The 19,895-nt window shown below is 69.3% G+C and carries 22 protein-coding genes; 6 read left to right on the top strand and 16 right to left on the bottom strand.

The features are described from left to right. The first annotated feature begins 79 nt into the window (after positions 1–79). Complete coding sequence (locus tag ACFVBH_RS35390; RefSeq protein ID WP_354989733.1) at positions 80–427, top strand: hypothetical protein; 348 nt, start codon at positions 80–82, stop codon at positions 425–427. A 12-nt stretch (positions 428–439) separates the two neighbouring features. Here the strand turns inward: ACFVBH_RS35390 and ACFVBH_RS35385 are convergent, their stop codons facing one another. From ACFVBH_RS35385 to zapE, 8 genes are all read right to left on the bottom strand, one after another. Continuing rightward, positions 440–889 (bottom strand): hypothetical protein, encoded by a 450-nt coding sequence (locus tag ACFVBH_RS35385; protein ID WP_379008509.1) that lies wholly within the window; start codon positions 887–889, stop codon positions 440–442. Further along, entirely contained in the window at positions 886–2,160 is a 1,275-nt protein-coding gene (locus ACFVBH_RS35380) for a DUF58 domain-containing protein (RefSeq protein WP_379008506.1), read from the bottom strand. The genes ACFVBH_RS35385 and ACFVBH_RS35380 overlap by 4 nt, the downstream gene beginning before the upstream one ends. 96 nt (positions 2,161–2,256) lie before the next feature. Further along, entirely contained in the window at positions 2,257–3,222 is a 966-nt protein-coding gene (locus tag ACFVBH_RS35375) for a MoxR family ATPase (RefSeq protein ID WP_354989736.1), read from the bottom strand. A 27-nt stretch (positions 3,223–3,249) separates the two neighbouring features. After that, positions 3,250–3,750, bottom strand: coding sequence for a hypothetical protein (locus ACFVBH_RS35370; RefSeq protein WP_354989737.1), 501 nt, complete (start codon positions 3,748–3,750; stop codon positions 3,250–3,252). 46 nt (positions 3,751–3,796) lie between these two features. Beyond that, complete coding sequence (locus ACFVBH_RS35365) at positions 3,797–4,732, bottom strand: DUF4129 domain-containing protein (protein ID WP_379008502.1); 936 nt, start codon at positions 4,730–4,732, stop codon at positions 3,797–3,799. A 528-nt stretch (positions 4,733–5,260) separates the two neighbouring features. Beyond that, positions 5,261–6,733, bottom strand: a complete 1,473-nt coding sequence (locus ACFVBH_RS35360; RefSeq protein ID WP_379008761.1) for a UDP-glucose dehydrogenase family protein — start codon at positions 6,731–6,733, stop codon at positions 5,261–5,263. A 2-nt stretch (positions 6,734–6,735) separates the two neighbouring features. Further along, a complete protein-coding gene (locus ACFVBH_RS35355) occupies positions 6,736–7,962 on the bottom strand; it encodes a glycosyltransferase family 4 protein (protein WP_379008498.1) in 1,227 nt (408 codons plus the stop codon). A 189-nt stretch (positions 7,963–8,151) separates the two neighbouring features. Continuing rightward, positions 8,152–9,195, bottom strand: a complete 1,044-nt coding sequence (gene zapE / locus ACFVBH_RS35350; protein ID WP_379008494.1) for a cell division protein ZapE — start codon at positions 9,193–9,195, stop codon at positions 8,152–8,154. Between the two features lie 76 nt (positions 9,196–9,271). Here zapE and ACFVBH_RS35345 point away from each other — a divergent pair, with 76 nt between their 5' ends. Beyond that, the gene (locus ACFVBH_RS35345) at positions 9,272–9,970 is read left to right on the top strand and encodes a TetR/AcrR family transcriptional regulator (RefSeq protein ID WP_379008490.1); all 699 of its coding nucleotides are present in this window, start codon (positions 9,272–9,274) and stop codon (positions 9,968–9,970) included. 176 nt (positions 9,971–10,146) lie between these two features. Here the strand turns inward: ACFVBH_RS35345 and ACFVBH_RS35340 are convergent, their stop codons facing one another. Together ACFVBH_RS35340 and ACFVBH_RS35335 are read right to left on the bottom strand one after the other, a co-directional pair. After that, a complete protein-coding gene (locus tag ACFVBH_RS35340) occupies positions 10,147–10,455 on the bottom strand; it encodes a hypothetical protein (protein ID WP_354989742.1) in 309 nt (102 codons plus the stop codon). 84 nt (positions 10,456–10,539) lie between these two features. Further along, positions 10,540–10,887, bottom strand: a complete 348-nt coding sequence (locus tag ACFVBH_RS35335; protein ID WP_379008485.1) for a DoxX family protein — start codon at positions 10,885–10,887, stop codon at positions 10,540–10,542. A 122-nt stretch (positions 10,888–11,009) separates the two neighbouring features. On the opposite strand from ACFVBH_RS35335, the gene ACFVBH_RS35330 reads away from it, so the two are divergent. From ACFVBH_RS35330 to ACFVBH_RS35320, 3 genes are all read left to right on the top strand, one after another. Further along, complete coding sequence (locus ACFVBH_RS35330; RefSeq protein ID WP_354989744.1) at positions 11,010–11,210, top strand: DUF5808 domain-containing protein; 201 nt, start codon at positions 11,010–11,012, stop codon at positions 11,208–11,210. A 77-nt stretch (positions 11,211–11,287) separates the two neighbouring features. Next, positions 11,288–11,497 carry a type II toxin-antitoxin system VapB family antitoxin gene (locus ACFVBH_RS35325; RefSeq protein ID WP_379008480.1) on the top strand — a complete coding sequence of 70 codons (210 nt, stop codon included), beginning with the start codon at positions 11,288–11,290 and terminating at the stop codon, positions 11,495–11,497. Further along, positions 11,494–11,928, top strand: coding sequence for a PIN domain-containing protein (locus ACFVBH_RS35320; RefSeq protein ID WP_379008477.1), 435 nt, complete (start codon positions 11,494–11,496; stop codon positions 11,926–11,928). Before ACFVBH_RS35325 ends, ACFVBH_RS35320 begins: the two co-directional genes overlap by 4 nt. A gap of 82 nt (positions 11,929–12,010) precedes the next feature. Here the strand turns inward: ACFVBH_RS35320 and ACFVBH_RS35315 are convergent, their stop codons facing one another. The 6 genes from ACFVBH_RS35315 to ACFVBH_RS35290 are packed head-to-tail and all read right to left on the bottom strand — an operon-like array spanning position 12,011 to position 18,982. Then, entirely contained in the window at positions 12,011–13,186 is a 1,176-nt protein-coding gene (locus ACFVBH_RS35315; protein ID WP_379008474.1) for a lipid-transfer protein, read from the bottom strand. Beyond that, positions 13,183–13,596, bottom strand: a complete 414-nt coding sequence (locus tag ACFVBH_RS35310; protein WP_354989748.1) for a MaoC family dehydratase — start codon at positions 13,594–13,596, stop codon at positions 13,183–13,185. Before ACFVBH_RS35310 ends, ACFVBH_RS35315 begins: the two co-directional genes overlap by 4 nt. Continuing rightward, the gene (locus ACFVBH_RS35305) at positions 13,593–14,558 is read right to left on the bottom strand and encodes a bifunctional MaoC family dehydratase N-terminal/OB-fold nucleic acid binding domain-containing protein (protein ID WP_379008471.1); all 966 of its coding nucleotides are present in this window, start codon (positions 14,556–14,558) and stop codon (positions 13,593–13,595) included. Before ACFVBH_RS35305 ends, ACFVBH_RS35310 begins: the two co-directional genes overlap by 4 nt. Before the next feature lie 17 nt (positions 14,559–14,575). Beyond that, entirely contained in the window at positions 14,576–15,745 is a 1,170-nt protein-coding gene (locus tag ACFVBH_RS35300) for an acyl-CoA dehydrogenase family protein (RefSeq protein ID WP_354989750.1), read from the bottom strand. Continuing rightward, entirely contained in the window at positions 15,730–16,797 is a 1,068-nt protein-coding gene (locus ACFVBH_RS35295; protein WP_354989751.1) for an acyl-CoA dehydrogenase family protein, read from the bottom strand. The genes ACFVBH_RS35300 and ACFVBH_RS35295 overlap by 16 nt, the downstream gene beginning before the upstream one ends. 25 nt (positions 16,798–16,822) lie before the next feature. Beyond that, a complete protein-coding gene (locus ACFVBH_RS35290; protein WP_354989752.1) occupies positions 16,823–18,982 on the bottom strand; it encodes an acyl-CoA dehydrogenase in 2,160 nt (719 codons plus the stop codon). Between the two features lie 158 nt (positions 18,983–19,140). Here ACFVBH_RS35290 and kstR point away from each other — a divergent pair, with 158 nt between their 5' ends. Continuing rightward, positions 19,141–19,788, top strand: a complete 648-nt coding sequence (kstR, locus tag ACFVBH_RS35285) for a cholesterol catabolism transcriptional regulator KstR (RefSeq protein WP_354989753.1) — start codon at positions 19,141–19,143, stop codon at positions 19,786–19,788. The last annotated feature ends 107 nt before the right edge of the window (positions 19,789–19,895 follow it).

Here is a 19,895-nt window from a genome sequence, read left to right as displayed (position 1 = left end):
TACCGGGTGGAACGCCATAACCGATAGGCCGAAGTAACCGCTTACCCGATCTACATCCGATAGACGAGAAGGTGAACCAATGGCCGGCTGGCAGGTGTTCACAGCCACCCTGGCAATGCTCACGATCATGGCCGTCACGTACGTGAGCCTGCATCATCCACATCGCGACCCGGACAGACTCTCGGTGGAACGGATTCGTCAGCGAATCAGCAACGAGGACACCGGATCCACCGATCTGCTCCTGAGACGCTCCGACTGGTCCCACGGCGCCCCCGACAATCCGCTCGGGCTGTACGAGGCGCACCGGACCATGCAGCAGCACCGCCGCTGCACCGTCGCGGAGTGCCCGCGCAAGGCAGCCGCCTTCCGCCTCCTGATCGACGCGGGCCGCATCAAGCCGACCCGCATGCCACCGGCGCTGCAGTAGCACCGGATCCGGCTACCCCGTACCCACCGCGTCGACCGGCCGCCGATCCTGGGACAGGCCGCGAACGATCAAGGCGTACAGCAGAATCACCGCGATCGGCGCGGCGATCGGAATCCACGCCAGCCCGGTGGGCAGCAATGTCGCGGCGCCCGCCGCCACGGTGAACACGAGTGCTCCGGCCACCGAGGGGATGGTGGTCGGAACCACTCCCACCGGGGCGGAGACCGTCGCGGTGTTCAGCAGATACGTGGTGGCCACCAAACCGATCGCGCCCGCGATCAGGGCGCCGGTATCGGTGAGGGTGAGCACGGCCAGGGCGACCAGGACCGCGCCGACCGCGCACACTCGCCACCGCCACCCGGCCACGACCAGGACCAGGGCGGGCACCACCGCCCAGGGCTCGACCAGAGCCACGGCCAGGGTCAGCAGCAGCCCCGAGAGCACCGCGAGGAATCTGGTCATCGGCGCACCCGCACGGTGCGACGGTGTTCGGGGATCAGGCGCATGACCTGATCGAGCCGCGCATCACCGGGCCAGGGCACGATATCCACGCCCACGGTGCCCATGTCGCGGTACATGGAGGTGCGCTCGAGCTGCCACATGCGCGCGAGCGTGGAGTCCAGATCGGCGTGGAAGGGCGGGCCCCGCAGGACGTCCACCACCACGACGACGTGCCCGCGCTTGCGCAGATCGATGAGCCCCAGGGCGAATTGGGTGTCCAGCAGCGTCGAGAACGCCACCACCACCGCGCCGATGGGCACGGCCCCGTGCGGGGCCAGCGTGCCCGAGGTCGGAATGTGCTCGTCGCCGACGTCCAGCACCGTGTCCACGATGCGATAGAACTGGCGGCGGCCGATGTCGGGGCGCAGCCAGCGCGGCGAACGGCCCAGGCACACCACCGCGGTGCGGTCGCCCGACTGCAGCGCCGACTGCGCGACCTGTGCCGCGCCGCGCACGGACAGCTCCAGCGACTCCGAGGCCGGGCCGGGCGCCTGCATCGAGGTGTCCACCAGCACAACCACATCCGCGGCGCGGTTGGTGAAGCGCTCGGTCACGAAGAGCCGGCCGCGGCGCGCGCTCACCGCCCAGTTCACGGTGCGCATCTGGTCGCCGGGCGCGTACACGCGCACGTCGCCGAATTCCACGCCGGGACCGTGCCGGCGAGTCAGGTGCGTACCGATGCGCTCGGGAAGTTCGGTGCGCGGCAACCGCATCGGCTGCGGATCGGTGATCGGGTACACGTACACCTCACCGGCGGGCAGCCGCACCGAGGCGACCGAGAGCCCGGCCGGGCTCAGCGCGGTCACCCGCACCGGCACCGGGTAGCGGCCCCACCGTACGGCCGAGAGCGCCAGCCGCAGTCCGGCGGGGGCGGCCCCGGAGTCGAACGCCTCCTCGACCCGCATCTCCATGGCGGGCAACGGTTCCGAATGCACCCGCAGCAGCGCGTGCCCGGACTCCACGAACGCGGACGCGGTGAGCACCACCTCCTCGGTCTCGAAGCAGCGCACCACCCCGCCGCCGTCGACCTGGATCCGGGTGCGGCTCTGCTGCAGCGGCGCGGTGGCCAGCACCCCGAGCATGGGCGCGGCGAACACCACCAGCTGCCACTGCCCGAAGATCACCGCCAAGATCAGCGCCGGGGCCGACACCGCGGCCAGCATGAACACCAACGGCGCGGGCCGCCACTGGAGTTCGGCCTCGATGGCGGTGGACAGATCACGATGTCTCACGGGCGCACCCCGCGATCACGGCCCGGTCCGGCGCCCGGCCGCGAGCACGCCGTCAGCGCGCGGGCGGCGCTCATGTCGCGACGAATCATGCGCGCCTCACGCCGGGGTGCTGGCGCGCGGCACCGGAAGCCGGCGCAGCAGTTCGGCGATCACGTCCTCACCGCGAATGCGGCGCACCCACATCTCCGGGCGCAGCGTGATGCGATGCGCCATGGCCGGAATGGCCAGCGCCTTCACATCTTCGGGCACCACGAAGTCGCGGCCGTTGAGCAGGGCGCGGGCCCGGGCCATCTGCACCAGGTCCAGTTCGGCGCGCGGGCTCGCGCCCACCTCCACCTGCGGGTGGCCGCGGGTGGCGTGCGCGAGGGCGACCACGTAGCCGACGACGTCGGGGTGCACGGTCACGTATTCCACCGACTGGCGCATCTCCATCAGCCCCTCGGCATCGACCACCTGGCCGACCTGCCCGGGCTGGGAACCGCGCTCGAGGCGGCGCCGGATCATCTGCATCTCGTCGCTCTCCGACAGATATCCCAGCCGCAGCTGCATGGCGAACCGGTCCAGCTGCGCCTCCGGCAGCGGGTAGGTGCCCTCGTACTCGATGGGATTGTCGGTGGCCATGACCACGAAAGGCTGTGGCAGCTGGAAGGTCTCGCCGTCGATCGAGACCTGGCCCTCGCCCATGGCCTCGAGCAGCGCCGCCTGGGTCTTGGGCGGGGTGCGGTTGATCTCGTCCGCGAGCAGCATGTTGGTGAAGACCGGGCCGCGCCGGAAGGTGAACCGGCCCGAATGCATGTCGTAGATCGTGGAACCGATGAGGTCCGCGGGCAGCAGATCCGGCGTGAACTGCACCCGGGTGAAGTTCAGCCCGAGCGCCGTCGCGAACGAGCGCGCGATCAGCGTCTTACCCAGGCCGGGCAGATCCTCGATGAGGATGTGACCGCCGGAGAGCACCGCGATCATGATGAGCTGCAGCTCATCCCGTTTGCCGACCACCACCCGGGACATTTCGCGCAGCACCGCGTCGGTGCGCTTGATGGTCACGTCCATCGGTGAACTCATATCAGTACTCGCATCTCAAACCCTGTTTCACATGTTCTGGAGGCGGCGCAGGATCTCGTCCAGCGCCGGACGGCCCGGCGCCGGACTGGTTTGATCGCGCAGCGCCGAATTGGCCGGATCCACCCAGCGCCACAGTTCGGGACCGAACTGCAGCAGTCCGGCGGCCTCGGTGGCGCGCCGGTTCTTCGCCATGCGGTGGCCGCTGGTGAGTTCGAACTCCTTCGCCAGCAGGGGCCGCAGGTGGCGATCCCAATCCGCGCGCGAGCCCTCGGAGCGGTCGGCGAGCATGGTGGCGCGCGCTTCCCAGCGCCGCAGCATCTCCGCCGGGCCGTTGTCGATCTCGTTGTCCTCGAGGCTCGGTCCCTGCCTGCGGGACCGCTCGAGCAACGTCCACACCAGCAGGCCCAGTGCCCCGGCGACCGGTATCCCGGCCAAGGGCAGCAGCGTATCCCGCTCGCCGCTGTAGGCCGCGAACTCCAGGGCCGCGACCACTATCAGCGCACCGACGACTATGCCGATCCGGTTCATCCCCCACACCCCGATTCCTGCTCGATACACAGTGCGACAACGTTTTTCATGCCGCCTGCCCCTGCAGGTCCGCCAATACGATACGGAGCAGTTGCTCGGCCCGCATCCGCTGCCACTCCAGCATGGAGTGCGGACTGAAGCGAGCTTCCTCGAACAGCGACACCAGCTCGCGCGCCGAGGCGTCGCGCAGGAAGCCGCGATCGAAGGCGCGCGCCAGCACTTCGGACGGGGTGTCCGAGGCGAGCGGCGCGACCTCGCGCGCCTGGGCCAGACCGCGTTCCATGGCCACGTAGCAGGCGATGATCGCGGTGCGCGGATCCTGACCCGGCGCGATCATGGCCGCCAGGCCCATTTCCGCGACCTTGGCCAGCGAGACCGCCTCGGCGGGCGTCGGCGCTTCGGGCGCACCGGCTTTCGCGGGCGGGCGGCGGGTCGAGCTCACCGCGACCACCACCAGGCCGGTCATGGCGACCAGCACCAGCAGGGCCGCGCCGAGACCGACCAGGATCAGGGCGGTTCCGCTCAGCGGCGGGTTCTCGATCACGTCCGGCGGCGGGGGCAGCGGTTCCACCGGACCGGTGGTCTCGGTGCTCGATACGCCGGGCGTATCGGTCGTGGCGTCCCGGCCCGGGCCGACCAGGTACACCGACACCACCGCGGTGCACAGCAGCGCCAGTGCGGTCACGCCGATGAGCACCAGCAGGCCGAGGCGGCCCAGTTTGCGCGGGCCGCGCGCGGGGGTGACGTCGGGCTCGGGCATGGACAGCGGCAGGCGATGCTGGGAATTGATCACTCCCGCCGCCAGGATCACCACCGAGACCAGCAGCAGCACCGGCATGAGCGCCACCGCGACGGCCGACGGGGTGTGCGGCGCGGCGGGACCGCCCGCGCCGGGAATGTGGCCGCGCAGGGCGACCACGGCCAGCACCAGCAGCGCGATCAGTCCGATCGCGCGAGATGCCAGCGTCCCCACCCCAGTCACATGTGCCCCTAACCAGAGTCCTGCAAATCAGGCACATAGTTACATGCCGGTAGGTCCGTCAGGGGGGAAATGGATAACACCGGTTACATATATGGATTACGCATATATCCCGGGGCCGAAGCAGCACTAACTGGCACGGGTTCTCCTGTGAACGCGCACAATTAGCCACGCGCGAGCGAGCGTTCGGCGACCACTGGACGCACCGCCGCGAGCCCCCGGCCCGACCGTGCGCGGGCCCGCCGCCGGGGCTGCGCGTGCACGTGCCGACTGCTCGCGACGACCGCGCCGGCGAACCACGCGCGAACACCGTGAACGCCAACGGGTCACACCGATGCGGGGATTGTCGCCCGGCGCCGACAAGGGCAGCCGGCCGACCAATGCTGCGCGGCGGCCACGTACACGCCCGTGTACGACCGAATCCGGTGGACCGCCCGCCGCGGCGCCGGCACGGGTTCGGACAGCGACTCCGTGCCGGCCCTGGGCGAGGTGCGAAAGCGGGCTCGGCCCCTGCCGAGCACCGGACGAGGTTCAGGCCGTGCGGCGGACTCGGGCGCGCAGGCGGGTGAGGGCCGAATCCGTGGGCGCGCCGGGGACTTCGGGCTGGGCGCGGCGCATCCGGGCGCGGGCCGCGGTGTAGTCCCGGACCGGGATGGACGCGGGGGCGGTGGTCGAGGCGTCGGATTCGATCAGGCGGCCCAGGGCACGGAAGTCCCAGCCCGCGGCCAGCCACGGTGTGGGATCCAGGGTGTTGCGGGCGTCGATCAGGATCCCGCCGCGGACCACCGAGCGCAGGAAAACCGGGTCCAGTTCCCGGAATTCGTTCCATTCGGTGAGGTGCAGAACCACGTCCGCCTCGTGCAGGGCGGCGGCCGCGGTCGCGGCGTAGACCAGCTGCGGGGCCACCGCGCGGGCGGGCGTCGTCGCGGCCGGATCGAAGACCGTGACCTCGAGGCCCGCCGCCTGCAGGCGAACCGCGACGTCCAGGGCCGGCGAATCGCGCACGTCGTCCGAGAGCGGTTTGAAGGCGACGCCGAGAATGCCCACCCGGCCGCGGGGGCGACGGCCGTTGCCGCGCAACAGCTCCAGGGTCATGTCCACCACGCGTTCGCGGCGGCGCACGTTGATGGCGTCGATATCGCGCAGGAAGTCCACCGATTCGCTCGCCCCCAGCTCACCCGCGCGGGCGATGAGCGCGCGCACGTCCTTGGGCAGGCAGCCGCCGCCGTAGCCCAGTCCGGCGCCGAGGAACTTGCGGCCGATGCGGTCGTCGTGACCGAGCGCGTCGGCCAGCTGGGTCACGTCCGCGCCGGTCAGCTCGCACAGCTCGGCCATGGCGTTGATGAACGAGATCTTCGTGGCCAGAAAGGCGTTCGCGGCGACCTTGATCAACTCCGAGGTCGGCAGATTGGTGATCACGACCGGTGCGCCGCCCGCGATCGGGGTGGCGTAGACCTGGCGCAGCGCCCATTCGGCGTCGGGCGTGGTGACCCCGAAGACCAGGCGGTTCGGGTGCAGGGTGTCGTGCACCGCGTGGCCCTCGCGCAGGAACTCCGGATTCCAGGCCAGATCCACCGAGATGCCCTCGGGGGCCAGCTCGGCGATGCGCGCGGCCAGCGCCTCGGCGGTGCCGACCGGCACCGTGGACTTGCCCACGATCAGGCAGTTGCGGGTCAGATGCGGGACCAGGCCGTCCAGCGCCGAATAGAGCTGGGACAGATCGGCGGCGCCGTGCGGGCCGGGCGGGGTTCCGACGCACAGGAAGTGGATATCGGCGAAGCGCGCGGCCTCGGGCAGCGAGGTGCCGAAGCGGAGTTTGCCGGCCGACACGTGCCCGGACAGCAACTCCGGCAGGCCCGGCTCGTGGAAGGGCACCAGCCCGGCCGCCAAGGCCGTGGCCTTGGCCGGATTGTTGTCCACGCCGAGCACGTCGAAACCGAGTTCGGCCATGCCCGCGGCATGGGTGGCACCCAGATAGCCGGTGCCGATGACGGAAATGCGCAGCATCAGGACGCCTCCTTGGTCAGCGGGGCGCGAAGCTCACCGCTACCTGGCAGAGAGTGGCGCTGTCCGATCACCTCGCGGTAGTGCCGGATCAGCAATTCATTGACGGCGGACCAGGATCGGTCGCGCACACTGCGCTGTGCCGCGACGGCGGTCCGCTCCCGCAGGCGTGGATCGTCCACCAGGCGGCGCACGTGGTCCACCAGGGCAGCGGCATCGCCCGGGGGGTACAGGAATCCGGCCCCGGGGTCGACCACGTCGATGGGGCCGCCCGAGCGCGGCGCGACCACCGGCACGCCCGAGGCCAGCGCCTCCTGGGCGGCCTGACAATAGGTTTCGTGCCGGCCGGTGTGCACGAAGACGTCGAGCGAGGCGTAGGCCGCGCCCAGCTCGTCCCCGTGCAGCACACCCAGGAAGGCCGCGCCCGGCAGCAGTTTGCGCAGCCGCTTCTCCTCCGGGCCGCCGCCGACCACGACCAGGCGCACGCCGGGCAGCGGTCGCAGATGAGCCAGGAGTTCGAGTTCCTTCTCCGGGGCCAGGCGGCCGACGTAACCCACGAGGGTTTCGCCGTTGGGCGCGAGGCGTTCTCGCAGTTCCGCCGAGCGGCGGAAGGGACCGAACTGCTCCAGGTCGACCCCGCGCGGCCAGCGCGCCAGGCCGGGGATACCCATCAGCTCCAGCTGGCGCAGGCTCGCGGTGGACGGGGCCAGGGTGCGATCCACCTGAAGGTGGATGCGGCGGGTGAGCGCGGCCATGGTGCGCGCCCCGCCCGGCAGGTCGTAGCGTTCGGCGAAGCCGACCAGATCGGTCTGGTAGATGGCCACCGTGGGGACGTCGAGTTCGCCCGCCACCCGCGCGGCCTGATAGCCCAGGGTGGCCGGGGAGGCGATGTGCACCACGTCAGGCTCGAATTCCCGCATGATCCGGCGCAATCGGCGCCGGGTCTCGAGACCTATGCGAAAGTCTCGGTAGAAGGGAAGTCGCGCCCCCCGCACCACGTGGACGCGGAAACCCGCGTACTTGGGTGGCCCGGTGGGCGCGACCAGCACCGCCTCGTGGCCCTTGGCGGCCAGGTGATCGAGCACCCGGCGAACGGAATTGGTGACGCCGTTGACCTGGGGAAGAAAGGACTCGGCGACGACCAGTACCCGGAGCCGGACGCCCGGGACGCTCGGATTCCGGCTGCCGGAACCCTGGAAGTGCCGGGCCTGCTGTTCGCGGATTCGCATCGGTCCCCTCCGGTTCGGTGCTGCCTCCTCCAGCACGGTAGAAAGCGGCCCGCAACGAAAGACCCCGTCCGCGTTGACGGGACATGAATCCCGCGCGTCGATCTGGTCGGCCGGTTCACCCGGGCGTCGCCGGGCGGTTGTGCGCCGGTCCCCGCCGGCCGTTGGCTGCGGGTTCGCGAAGCGAGCGGCCTATCGGGTGGCGGCCGCCGGCTCGGGGGTCAGTTCGCCGAGTCGGCTGAGGGTGCGGTAGAGGTCGGGGACGCGGGACACCTGCGTGCCGAGGGCGGATCGGGGGACGTCGGCGTAGAGGGTCAGGTCCAGGTCGGCGTCGTAGAGGATGTCGACCAGGTTCACGAAACGCATGACCCATTCGGCGTCGACCGTGGTCAGGTCGGGGACGGCGCAGACGGTCCAGTGGCGGTAGCGCTCGCACAGGGGCAGGTAATCCGCGGCGGCGACCGGGATGCCGCAGAGATCGGCGAAATCGACCGTGAGGGAGTCGGTTCCGGCTGCCCGCGCGGTGAGGGTGCGGTGGGCGATGGGTACCTCGGCGTGCCCGGTCAGGGGGCAGGGGCCGACTATGTAGCGGCCGGCCGCGAAGCCGGTGGTGCGGTCGCCCAGGGTGCGGTAGTCGACCGGGCCGTTCACCGGCAGCACGTCCAGGTGTTCGAGGATGAGGTCGATGGTCGGCTCGAACATGGTGTGGAACAGCGGGTTCGGGAGGAGTTCGCGGGGCGGGTAGTTCGAGGTCAGCACCAGGGTGACGGAGCGGGCGAACAGCAGTTCCAGCAGGCGGGCGACCAGGCGCGCGTCGCCGCTGTCGTGCACGTGGAATTCGTCGAAGCAGATGAGCTCGGCATCGCCGAGCAGGGCGAGGGCGGCGGCGTCGACGTCGCCGTGTTCGTGGATGGCCGCGTTCAGCCGGGCATAGAAGCCGTGGAAGTGGAAGCGGCGGGCGCGTTTCGGGTCGACGCCGGCCAGGAAGCGGTCCATGAGCATGGTCTTGCCGCGGCCGGGGCCGCCGTGCAGGTAGAGGCCGCGCGGTGCGGGGGTGCGGCGTGTGCGGGCGGGGTGTGCGTGCGGCCGGGCGAGGCGGTGGCCGAACAGGCCGGAAAGGCGTTCGCCCACTCCCCCGGTTCCGGTTCGGCTCCAGCCCGCGGCAAGGGCCAGCGCGGCGAGCCGATCCGCGGCAACGCGCTGATCGGGGTCGAGAACGATCGCCCGGGTATCCATCACTGCCTCCGTTCCTCTACATCCGTAGAGTCTCCTCTATAGTTGTAGAGGATTACGACCCCGCAGAGGAGCGAAGGTGACCACCTCCACACTCGATCGGCGCACCCGCATCGTGGACAGCGCCATCGATCTCGTTGCCGCACAGGGGCTGCGCGCCCTCACCCACCGCGCGCTCGACACCGCGCTCGAGCTGCCCCCGGGTTCGACGTCGTACTACTTCCGCACCAAACGCGCTCTCATCGAAGCGATCGTGGATCACATAGCCCTGCGCTCGCGCTCCGATTTCGCGGCCGCGGGCGAGACGCTGCGGGTGCCGGGTATCGAGCCGGGAGCCGGCACGTCGCCGGGAACCGAGCCGAGCGTCAACGGGCCGAGCAACAGCCGAGCAGGTGGCGGCACGCCGGGTGACAGCACGTCCGGCGACATCGATATTCCGGCGCTCGCGCTAGGTATCGCCGACTGGCTGGATCGCCTACTGGCACAACGCCGCAATCACCTGATAGTCCGGCACGCACTGATCATCGAGCTACAGGGCGACGAGGAGTTGCACGCGAAGCTGGTCGGCTGCCTGTTCTCGCATCGGCATGCGACCGAGCTCTACCGAGCTCTCGGCTCCCGATCCCCAGCCGAGGCTGCGGCCGATTTCATCGCGGTCATCGAGGGCCTTGTCTTCGACCGATTCGCAGGCGCGAGAACAACTCTCGTCCCGGGTACACCGGAAAGCCGGCGGCAGCTCACCCGTGTGCTGACAATCCAACTCCGCGCGCACGAGTAGAGCGGCGAAGTTCTACAACCACGCGCGCCGGCGCGGAAAACGACGCTGCCGCTGACCCACATTCCTGCCGGCTCGCACAGTGGCTCATCGACCGCGGCGGCCCCGGCATGCAGCCCCGGAGTACCGGGCGCGAGACGTGCGCGCGGGTTCGAGTGCGGTGTGCGCGGCGCGATTCCTCAGCTGTTGCTGGTGATCCGAATATCCGGCCACGGCGGCCTGCGTAGCATCGCGCCGGTCGCGAAGGCGGCCGCGATCAACCCCGTCAGCACACCCAGCAACGCGACCAGCTGTTTGTCGGTCGCGGGCTCCCAGGTCACCTCACCCCCGTGCACCACGAACACCCCGAGCGGGCGCGGGCGCGGCCGGAAGAACCCGCCGGTCCCGGTCACCGTGATGATGGTGGCCCCGTCGGCGGTCTCGTGCGGCGGCCCGTAGATGAGCGAACCATCCACCGCCGCAATGTCTCTGAATCGATCCTGAATCATCCCCAGCCCCTTCCCGTGCCCGGCCATCTCCCAAACTACGCCCACCGGCCGGGCACGACATCCCCTGACGAAACTTCGCACCCCTCACACCGCGAGCTGCAGCACCAGCGTGGCGATGGCCGGAATCATGTACAGCAGCGGGAACGGCAGCGTCTTGTACGACCGCGCCCGCAGGATGGTGATCTCCGCCCCGGCGAAGTACAGGATCAACCCGATCGCCGCCGCGATCCCCACGGCCGGCACGAAGAACCCCACGATCAGCCCCAGCGCCCCGGCCGCCTTGGCCAGCCCCAGCCAGTTCCACCAGCTCCCCGGCACGCCGTACTCGACGAGCGGCTCGGCAACAAACGCCTGCCTGGTGACGATCGAGTACGCCGAGAACCCGATCCAGAGAGCGGCGACAACCCCGACGACGTGGTAAGCGGTGTTCATGGTCGTGTCCTTCCAACGGTGTGAATCCCTGTTCACGAGAAGGACGACGCACCCCGCCGAGGTGTGACATCCCGGCCACGCGGTTCCACCCCCGCCCCGCCGAACCGTTGTTAACTGGCCTCATGACCGAACCCGACTCCGGCCGCGTGCCACCCCCCGATCCCCAGGGCCACTTCCTCGGCATGCCCTACGACTGGCGCCGCCCGACCCTGGCCCGCACGAAGGCCCGCTGGTGGAATCCCGACGACCCCCGCTTCCTCACCCCCAAGACCTTCGGCTGGGGCTACGACTTCAACCTCTACCGCCTCTTCCACCGCCGCTGACCCATCCACCAGGCCCGTCGCCCCGAGTCCTCCAGCAATATTGCTGAGAATATTGCTGGAGACATATAATGAGACATATGAAAACCATGATCGACCTGAACGACGAAGCGCTGGCGCTGGCGGCCAAGGAACTCGGGACGACCACGAAGAAGGACACGGTCAACGCGGCACTGGAGTTCGTGGCGCAGCGCCGGCGGCGGATAGAGCAGGTGCTCGATGACCCGTACGGCTTCGGTGTCGGGCCGGACATCGGCGATCCGGAAGTCATGCGCAAGGCTCGCCGTTGACCGACCCCACGCCGTTGCGGCTGCATTTGATCGACACCTCCGCGGCAGCACGATTGCGCCACGAGTCCGTGCGCAATGTTCTGACCGGCCTCATCGCGGACCGAGCCGCAGCGACCTGCGTGACGGTGGATCTGGAAGCGGGCTACTCGGGCCGAAACCTCGCCGACGTGCAGAACATCGCACAGCGCCGCCGCGCCATGTACATCAATCTGCCGATCAACGAGGCCATCGCCGACCGCGCCCGGGAAGTGCAACAACTGATGGCCCGCCAGGGTTTACACCGAGCCGCGGGCATCGTCGATCTGTTGACCGCGGCGGTGGCCGAGTACCACGGCGCCGTTCTGGTCCACTACGACGCCGATTTCGAACACATAGCCGCCGTGACCCGGCAGTCCCAGGTCTGGGTCGCACCTCCCGGCAGCGTGGACTGAAGCGTGCAGTGGTGACGAGGAGCCTCGAACACGAAAATGCCTGAGCGGCAACGTGTCCACTCAGGCATTCGCGCGGCTCGGCTCAGTTTGTGGTCAGCACCAAGCCCGAGGTCGGGACGCCGGTGCCGGCGGTCACCACGATGTTCTCCAGGCCTTGGACCTGGTTCACGGACGTCCCGCGGATCTGGCGGACGCCCTCGGCGATTCCGTTCATGCCGTGGATGTAAGCCTCGCCGAGCTGACCGCCGTGGGTGTTCAGGGGGAGGCGGCCGCCGAGCTCGATCGCGCCGTCGGCGATGAAGTCCTTCGCCTCGCCGCGGGCGCAGAAGCCGAGTTCCTCCAGCTGCATCAGGACGAAGGGGGTGAAGTGGTCGTAGAGGATCCCGGCCTGCATGTCCTCGGGGCGGAGGCCGCTCTGGGACCAGAGCTGGTCGCCCACCAGTTTCATCTCCGGGAGGCCGGACATGCCGTCGCGGTAGTAGCTGGTCATCACGTACTGGTCCGCACCGGAACCCTGTGCCGCACCGGCGATCAGGGCCGGCTTGTTCGGCAGATCCTTCGCGCGCTCGGCCGAGACGACCACGATCGCCACGCCGCCGTCGGTCTCCTGGCAGCAATCCAGCAGGTGCAGGGGCTCGGCGATCCAGCGGGACGCCTGGTGCTCCTCGAGGGTGATCGGCTTGCCGTAGAAGTGCGCCGCCGGATTCACCGCCGCGTGCTTGCGGTCGGCGACCGCGATGCGGCCGAAATCCTCGCTGCGCGCGCCGTATACGTGCATGTAACGCCGGGCCACCATCGCCACCTGCGCGGCCGGGGTGCCCAGGCCGTGGGTGTAGGAGAAGCCGTTGTCCACGCCGGACGAACTCGGATTGCCGGTCGCCAAGTGAGTGGCGAACTGCCCGAAGCGATTTCCGGATCGCTCGTTGAACGCGCGGTACGCCACAACGACATCCGCCACACCGGTCGCGACCGCCATGGCGGCCTGCTGCACGGTCGCCGCGGCCGCGCCGCCGCCGAACGGGATGTTGCTGAAGAACTTCAGGGACGGGATGCCCGCGGCGCGCGCCACGGCGGCCTGGGTATTGGTGTCCATGGTGAAGGTCGTCAGGCCGTCCACGTCGGCGGGGGTGAGACCGGCGTCGGCCAGGGCGGCCGTGACCGCCTCGGCGGCCAGGCGCAGCTCGCTGCGGCCGGAGTCCTTGGAGAAGTCGGTCGCGCCGATGCCGACGATCGCGGCGGCGCGGCTCAGGCCACTCACTGCGCCTCCTTCAGGGAGATAACGGCTTTCGCCGTGATGTGATCGCCGAGCGAATCCTTGCCGACCACATCGATGGTGATATCCGCGCCGTCCACGGCCGCGACCGTGCCCGACAACGTCAGGGTGTCCCCCGCGTACAGCGGCACGCCCAGGCGCAGCGCGATCGACTTCACGCGGGCGCTCGGCCCGGCCCAGTCGGTCACGAACCGCTGCACCAGACCGGTGTCGGTCAGGATGTTGACGAAGATGTCCTTGGACCCGCGAGCCAGCGCCTTGTCCCGGTCGTGGTGCACGTCCTGGAAATCCCGGGTGGCCAGCGCCGTCGAGACGATGAACGTGGTGTCGGCGTGAATCACCAACTCCGGCAACGTTGTTCCGACCTCGATGGCCGACAACTCGACTGTGGTCATTTGACGGCCTTCCAGTACGGCACGGTGTTGTCCTCGTCGAGCTGCAGGAACCCGGCTTCGACAGCCATCCCGATCTCGACCTCGGCCGGATCGACGCCGGTCAGCTCACCGAGCATCCGCACGCCCTCCTCCAGCTCGACCAGCGCGACCACGTACGGCAGCTGCCGTCCGGGCACGCGCGGCGCGTGGTGCACCACGAAACTGAAGACGGTGCCGCGCCCGGAGGCCACGACGTAGTCGCTCTGCTCGGTGTGGTCCTGCCACAGCGCCGGAACCGGCGGATGCTGCAGCGAGCCGTCGGGCCGCCGCTGAATGCGCAACTCGCCGGCTTTGACGCCGTCCCAGAAGAATTCGGTGTCCTTGGAGACCGTCGGCCGCACCCGCTTGGCGAGATCCTCGGCCGGCACCGCACCGGAATCCGCGGGGGCAGCCGATTTTCCGGTCCCGGGCGCGAACTTCAGCATCCGGAACTTCATCTCGGTGACGAGCTCGTCGCCCACGTACCAGTTGGTGAGGTAGGTGGTGAACCAGCCGTCGCCGAGCCCGGTCTTCTTGGGTCCCACGATGTCCCCGATGCTGGAGCGCACCGTGACCTGCTCGCCGACCTCGAGGTAGCGGTGGTAGACCTGCTCGCAGTTGGTCGCGACCACGGAGGTGAACCCGGCCGCGTCGAACAGATCGTTGGTGCGGGTCATCGGGTCGTCGTCGGCGCGAATACCGCCCAGGCCCAGCATGGTCCACACCTGGGCCATGGCCGGCGGCGCCACGATGCCGGGATGCCCGGCCGCCCGCGCGGCGGCCTCGTCCACGTAGATCGGGTTCGCGTCGCCCAGCGCCTCGACCCAGTTGTTGATCATGGGCTGATTGATCGGATCGCGGCCCGCGCGGGGCGCGGACTCGCCGTCGGCCTTGATCTTCTCCAGGCCGTCGCGGATCTCGTCGGCCGTGAAACTCTTACTCACGCTCACTCCTTCGCGAACTAGCGCGGCACCCGCGGCAACCGCAGGCCCATCTGGGCGATCAGCTCACGCATCACCTCGTTGACGCCGCCGCCGAAGGTCACCACCAGGTTCTGCTTGGTGCGGCGGTCCAGCCACACCAGCAGCTCGGCGGTGGCCGGTTCGGCCGGGTCGCCGTAGCGGCCCACGATCTCCTCGGCGAGGCGCCCGGCCTCCTGCAGCGCCTCGGTGGAGAACACCTTGGTCGCGGAGGCGTCGGCGATGACATCGGCCGGATCGGCGTCCGGGCGCTCCATATTGGAGGACACCTGCCAGTTCAGCAGTTCGTTCAGCCGCACCATCGCGTGCAGGCGGCCCAGCGAGCGCCGCACATCGGTCTCCCCGAGCACGCCGTTGGCCTGCGCCCAGTCGCGCGTGCGCTCGTAGAGCTGCTCGATCTTGCCGGACGGGCCCAGGCCCACCCGCTCGTGGTTGAGCTGGGTGGTGATGAGCTTCCAGCCGCCGTTCTCCTGCCCGACGATCATGTTCGCGGGAACGCGCACATTGTCGAAGTAGGTGGCGTTGGTGTGGTGCGCGCCGTCCGCGGTGATGATCGGGGTCCAGGAGTACCCCGGATCCTTGGTGTCCACGATCAGGATCGTGATGCCGCGGTGCCGCGATTCCACCGTGCCGGTGCGCACGGCCAGCCAGACGAAGTCGGCCTCGTGCGCGCCGGTGGTGAAGATCTTCTGCCCGTTGACGATCCAGTCGCCGTTGGCGTCCTTGACCGCGCTGGTGCGCAGCGCCGCAAGGTCGGTGCCCGCGTCCGGCTCGGAGTAGCCGATCGCGAAATGCACGTCACCGGTGAGGATACCGGGCAGGAACTTCTTCTTCTGTTCCTCGGAGCCGTAGGTCTGCAGGGCCGGGCCGACGGTCAGCAGCGTCACCAGCGGGACGGGCACGTCGGCGCGCACCGCCTCGTTGTAGAAGATCTGCTGCTCGAGCGGGCCGAAACCCTGCCCGCCGAACTCCTTCGGCCAGCCGACGCCCAGCTTGCCGTCCGCGCCCATGCGCTTGACGACGGCGCGATAGGCATCGCCGTGCCGGTTCACCAGCATCTCGGCCTCCTCTTCGGGAGTGACGAGACTGGTGAAGTACGAACGCAATTCGTCCCGCAAACCGCGCTGTTCGGCGGTCAGTTCGATGAACATCTGGCTCCCAAACGGTCCAGCCGGAACGATTCGCCGCCCAGCCAGCGCGCGATGTCCTTGGCCTGTGAGTAGTAGCGGTGCAGCGGATGGGTGATATCGACGCCCAGGCCACCGTGCAGGTGATGACACTTCTGCATGGCCGCCGGCAGCTCCGAGGCCACCGTGTAGGCGAGCACGTCGAGATCGTCGTCGGTGCGCTCGCGGTGTTCAGCGCCGGTCTCGTCCTGCGCCAGTGCCCAATTGGCGGAGGCCGCGGCCGCGTGCAGCGTACGCGAGACCACGTACACGTCGGCGATCTGCTGCGCGACGGCCTGGAACTCGGCCAGCGGGCGGCCGAACTGCTCGCGGGTGCGCACGTGCTCCGCGGTCAGGGCGAGGACGCCCTTGAGCAGGCCGTCCGCGACCGCGCCGATGCCCGCCACGGCCAGCCGGTGCAGATCGGCGATACCGCCGGGCAGCAGCTGCTCGGCCGGAATCGACACGCCCTCGAAGCGCACCGAGAACTCGGGCACCCCATCGGAAGTCGGCCCCGCGGTCTTGACGATGCCCGCCGCCTCGCCGTCCACGACGGCGAGCCCGGAGTCTGTGGGCACCAGGATCCAGCGCGCGGTGCCCGCGTAGGGCACCGCGACCTTGGTTCCGGTGATGCGCACCGTTGCGCCCTCGGACACCGCGGTGGTCTCCGGCTTCTCGGTGAACGGCGCGCCCGCCTCGTGCAGCGCGGCGGTCAGCACCGCTCCCTCGGCCACGGCCGGAAACACCTTCTCCGCCAAGGCATCCGGGATACCGGCGGCCAGCAGCGGCAGCACGCCGAAGGCCAGCGTGCTCAGGGCCGGAATCTGGACCGCGTCGGTGGCGAGCTCGGTGAGCATGGCCGACACCTCGAGCAGGCCCATCTCGTCGCCGCCGAAGCGCTCCGGTAGCGGAACGGCCAGCAGACCACTGCCCGCGAACACCGGCCAGAGGGCGATATCACGCGCGCTTTCACGTTCTAGCAAACTTACGACAACCTCGGCGACAGCGTCCTGGCTCTCGTCCCTGGTGAAGTCCAATGCAATGCTCCCGTTGAGGTGTGGACTAGCCGTGCGACTCGCGCGGCAGCCCGAGAATTCGTTCACCGGCGACGGTCAAAAGAATCTGCTCGGTACCGCCCGCGATGGACAAACAGCGCGTGAGCAGGAATTCTTTCACCACATCGGTTTCCAGGGCACCCGCCGCGCCAGCCACTTCAACGGCAAATTCGGCGACCGCCTGACGGTGTCGGACACCGACCAGTTTGCGTACGCTGCTCTGCGGACCCGGGTCTCCGCCGGACAGCAGCTTCTGCGCTGCGCGCGCATCTAGCAACGTTCCAGCTATCGATTCGGCGACCAGGCCGCCGAGTCGGTCGGCCACCAATTCGGCGCCGGGACCGGACTTCGGGGCGGCGGCGATCAACGCCTCCAGCTCCGCGCCGATTCCCTTGCCGCCCATGGCGACCCGTTCGGCCGAGAGCGTGGAACGGGCGATCTTCCACCCGTTGCCCAGCTCCCCGACCAAACAGTCGTCCGGAACGAACACGTCGTCCAGGAAGACCTCGTTGAAGCGCGCCTCGCCGGTGATCTCGATCAGCGGCCGGATGTCGATACCGGCGCTCTTCATGTCCACCAGGAAGTAGCTGATGCCGCGATGCTTGGGCGCGCTCGCATCGGTGCGCGCCAGGCAGATGCCCCAGGTGGCCTCGTGCGCCAGCGAGGTCCAGACCTTCTGGCCGCGCAGCGTCCAGCCACCCTCGACCCGCTCGGCGACCGTGCGCAGCGCCGCCAGGTCCGAACCGGCGCCCGGTTCGGAGAACAGCTGGCACCAGATGACCTCGCCGGTGAGCGTGGGCAGCGCGTAGCGCTCGATCTGCTCGGGCGAACCCCACTGCAGCAGTGTGGGAATGGCCCAGTTCGCGATGGCCAGTTCCGGCAGTTCGATGCCCGCCTTGCGAATCTGGTCGTCGAGCCAGGTGCGCTGGATCGGGCCCGCGCCCCGGCCGTACGGCGCGGGCCAGTGCGAGGCCAGCAGACCGGCCTCGGCGAGCGCGTTGCGCTGCTCGCCGCCGGACAGCGCCGCGATCTTGGCCAGTTCACCGGCCAGTACCGCGGCCTCCTCGGCGCTGGAACCCACGGCGTCCCAATTGGGTTCGCCCGCATCGCCATCGGCGGTCAGGTCCAGTCCGACGGTGCGGCGCACACCCGCGACGGTGAGCTCGGTGACCCGTGCCCGCCAGTGCGCGGAACCGCCCAGCAACTGCCGCGTCGCGGTGGCCCGGCGCAAATACAGGTGGGCGTCGTGTTCCCAGGTGAAACCGATTCCACCCAGGACCTGAATGCAGTCCTTGGCGGTTTCGACCGCGGCGTCCAATGCGATCGCCAGTGCGACGGCCGCGGACAACTGCAGTTCGGCGCTTCCACTATCGACGGCGGCAGCGGCGTCGGCCGCCACGGCGCGAATTTGTTCGGCGCGGCACAGCATCCACGCGCAAATGTGTTTCACCGCTTGGAATTCGCCGATCTTTCGACCGAATTGTTCACGCACCTTGGCGTATTCGGTCGCGGTCTCCAGACACCAGCCGGCAATTCCGGCGGCCTCAGCGGCGGCCAGCGTGGCGGCGATGTCCAGGACCGAGTTGGCGGGCTCGAAGATGTGATCCGGCGCCACAGCAACATTCGCGCATTCGACGCGGGCGAGCGGCACGCTGCGGTCGATGGTGTCCAGCGGCTCGATGGTCAGCCCGGCGGTTCCGGCGTCGACCAGACACCAGAGCGCACGGTCGCCATCACGCACGGGGACCAGAACGGCGGTTCCGGGGGCCGCGCCGGGCACCGAATCCCAGACCCCCGTCAGGGTGAGGCCCGATTCACCCGCCGATATCGCGATTTCGCCCCCGAGGGCGACACCGCACGGCGTATTCTCGTCGAGCATCTCCCCGGCAACGAGGCCGGCGAGCGCCGTGGTGAGTACCGGTCCGCCGACCAGATCGTGCGCCGCCTGCTCCACCAGGACAGCGAGATCGCCGACCGAACAACCGGCGCCCCCGGCTTCCTCCGGCACCGCGACCCGGAAAATTCCGAGATCGGCCAGACGCGACCAGTATTCGCGCCAATAGTCGGGCCCACCGGAACGCATTGTTGCAATTGGGCGCACCGACGCCGCCCATCCGCGCATGGACTCCTGAACGGCTTTATGCTCGTCAGTGGTGGCTATGGTCACACTCCATACCGCCTTTCTGGGGTGACTTCCACTCCTAGAACATGTTCTAATGTTCGAGCCGGGCGTAAGTCAAGCGCCGCCCGGCTGGTACGAACTCGTAGCCAGCCGACGCTGGGTGAGTGCACCGAACGATTCGTGCAGGAAAGGACTCTCAACCGATGGCCAGTCCCTCCCGATCGCAGGCTGCCGACGGGGTTGCCGCCGCGCGCACCGCGCCCGCCACCACGCTGAGCGAGGAGGATCTGAGTTCCGCCGCCCAGCGTGACCGGCGCAAACGCATCCTCGACGCCACACTCGCGCTGGCCTCCAAGGGCGGCTACGACGCGGTCCAGATGCGCGCGGTCGCCGAGCGCGCCGACGTCGCCGTGGGCACCCTGTACCGGTACTTCCCGTCCAAGGTGCACCTGCTGGTCTCCGCCCTCGCCCGCGAGTTCGAGCAGCTGGAGGGCCGGCGCAAGCCGCTGCCGGGCAACGACCCGCGCGAGCGCATGCACCTGATGCTGCACCAGATCACCCGCGCCATGCAGCGCGATCCACTGCTGACCGAGGCCATGACGCGAGCGTTCATGTTCGCCGACGCCTCCGCGGCGGCGGAGGTCGATCGCGTCGGCAAGGTGATGGACCGCTTCTTCGCCCGCGCGCTGTCCGACGAGACGCCCGATGATCGCCAGCTCGCCATCGCCCGCGTCATCAGCGACGTGTGGCTCTCGAATCTGGTTGCCTGGCTGACGCGGCGGGCCTCGGCCACCGATGTCACCGAACGCCTCGAGCTGACCGTCGATCTGCTCATCGGCGACAAGAAGTAAGCGAGATCACCCCGGGGCGAACGCAACCCGGGCTTTCGCACGTATGACAGGAGGGTCACCCACCCCGCGGGGTAGGGTCGGCCCTCCTTCGTCGTTCCGGAACGTGA

Origin of the sequence: Nocardia sp. NPDC057668 (genome assembly GCF_042799795.1) — a bacterium.
GTDB lineage: Bacteria > Actinomycetota > Actinomycetes > Mycobacteriales > Mycobacteriaceae > Nocardia.
This window is presented reverse-complemented; position numbering and strand designations above follow the sequence as displayed.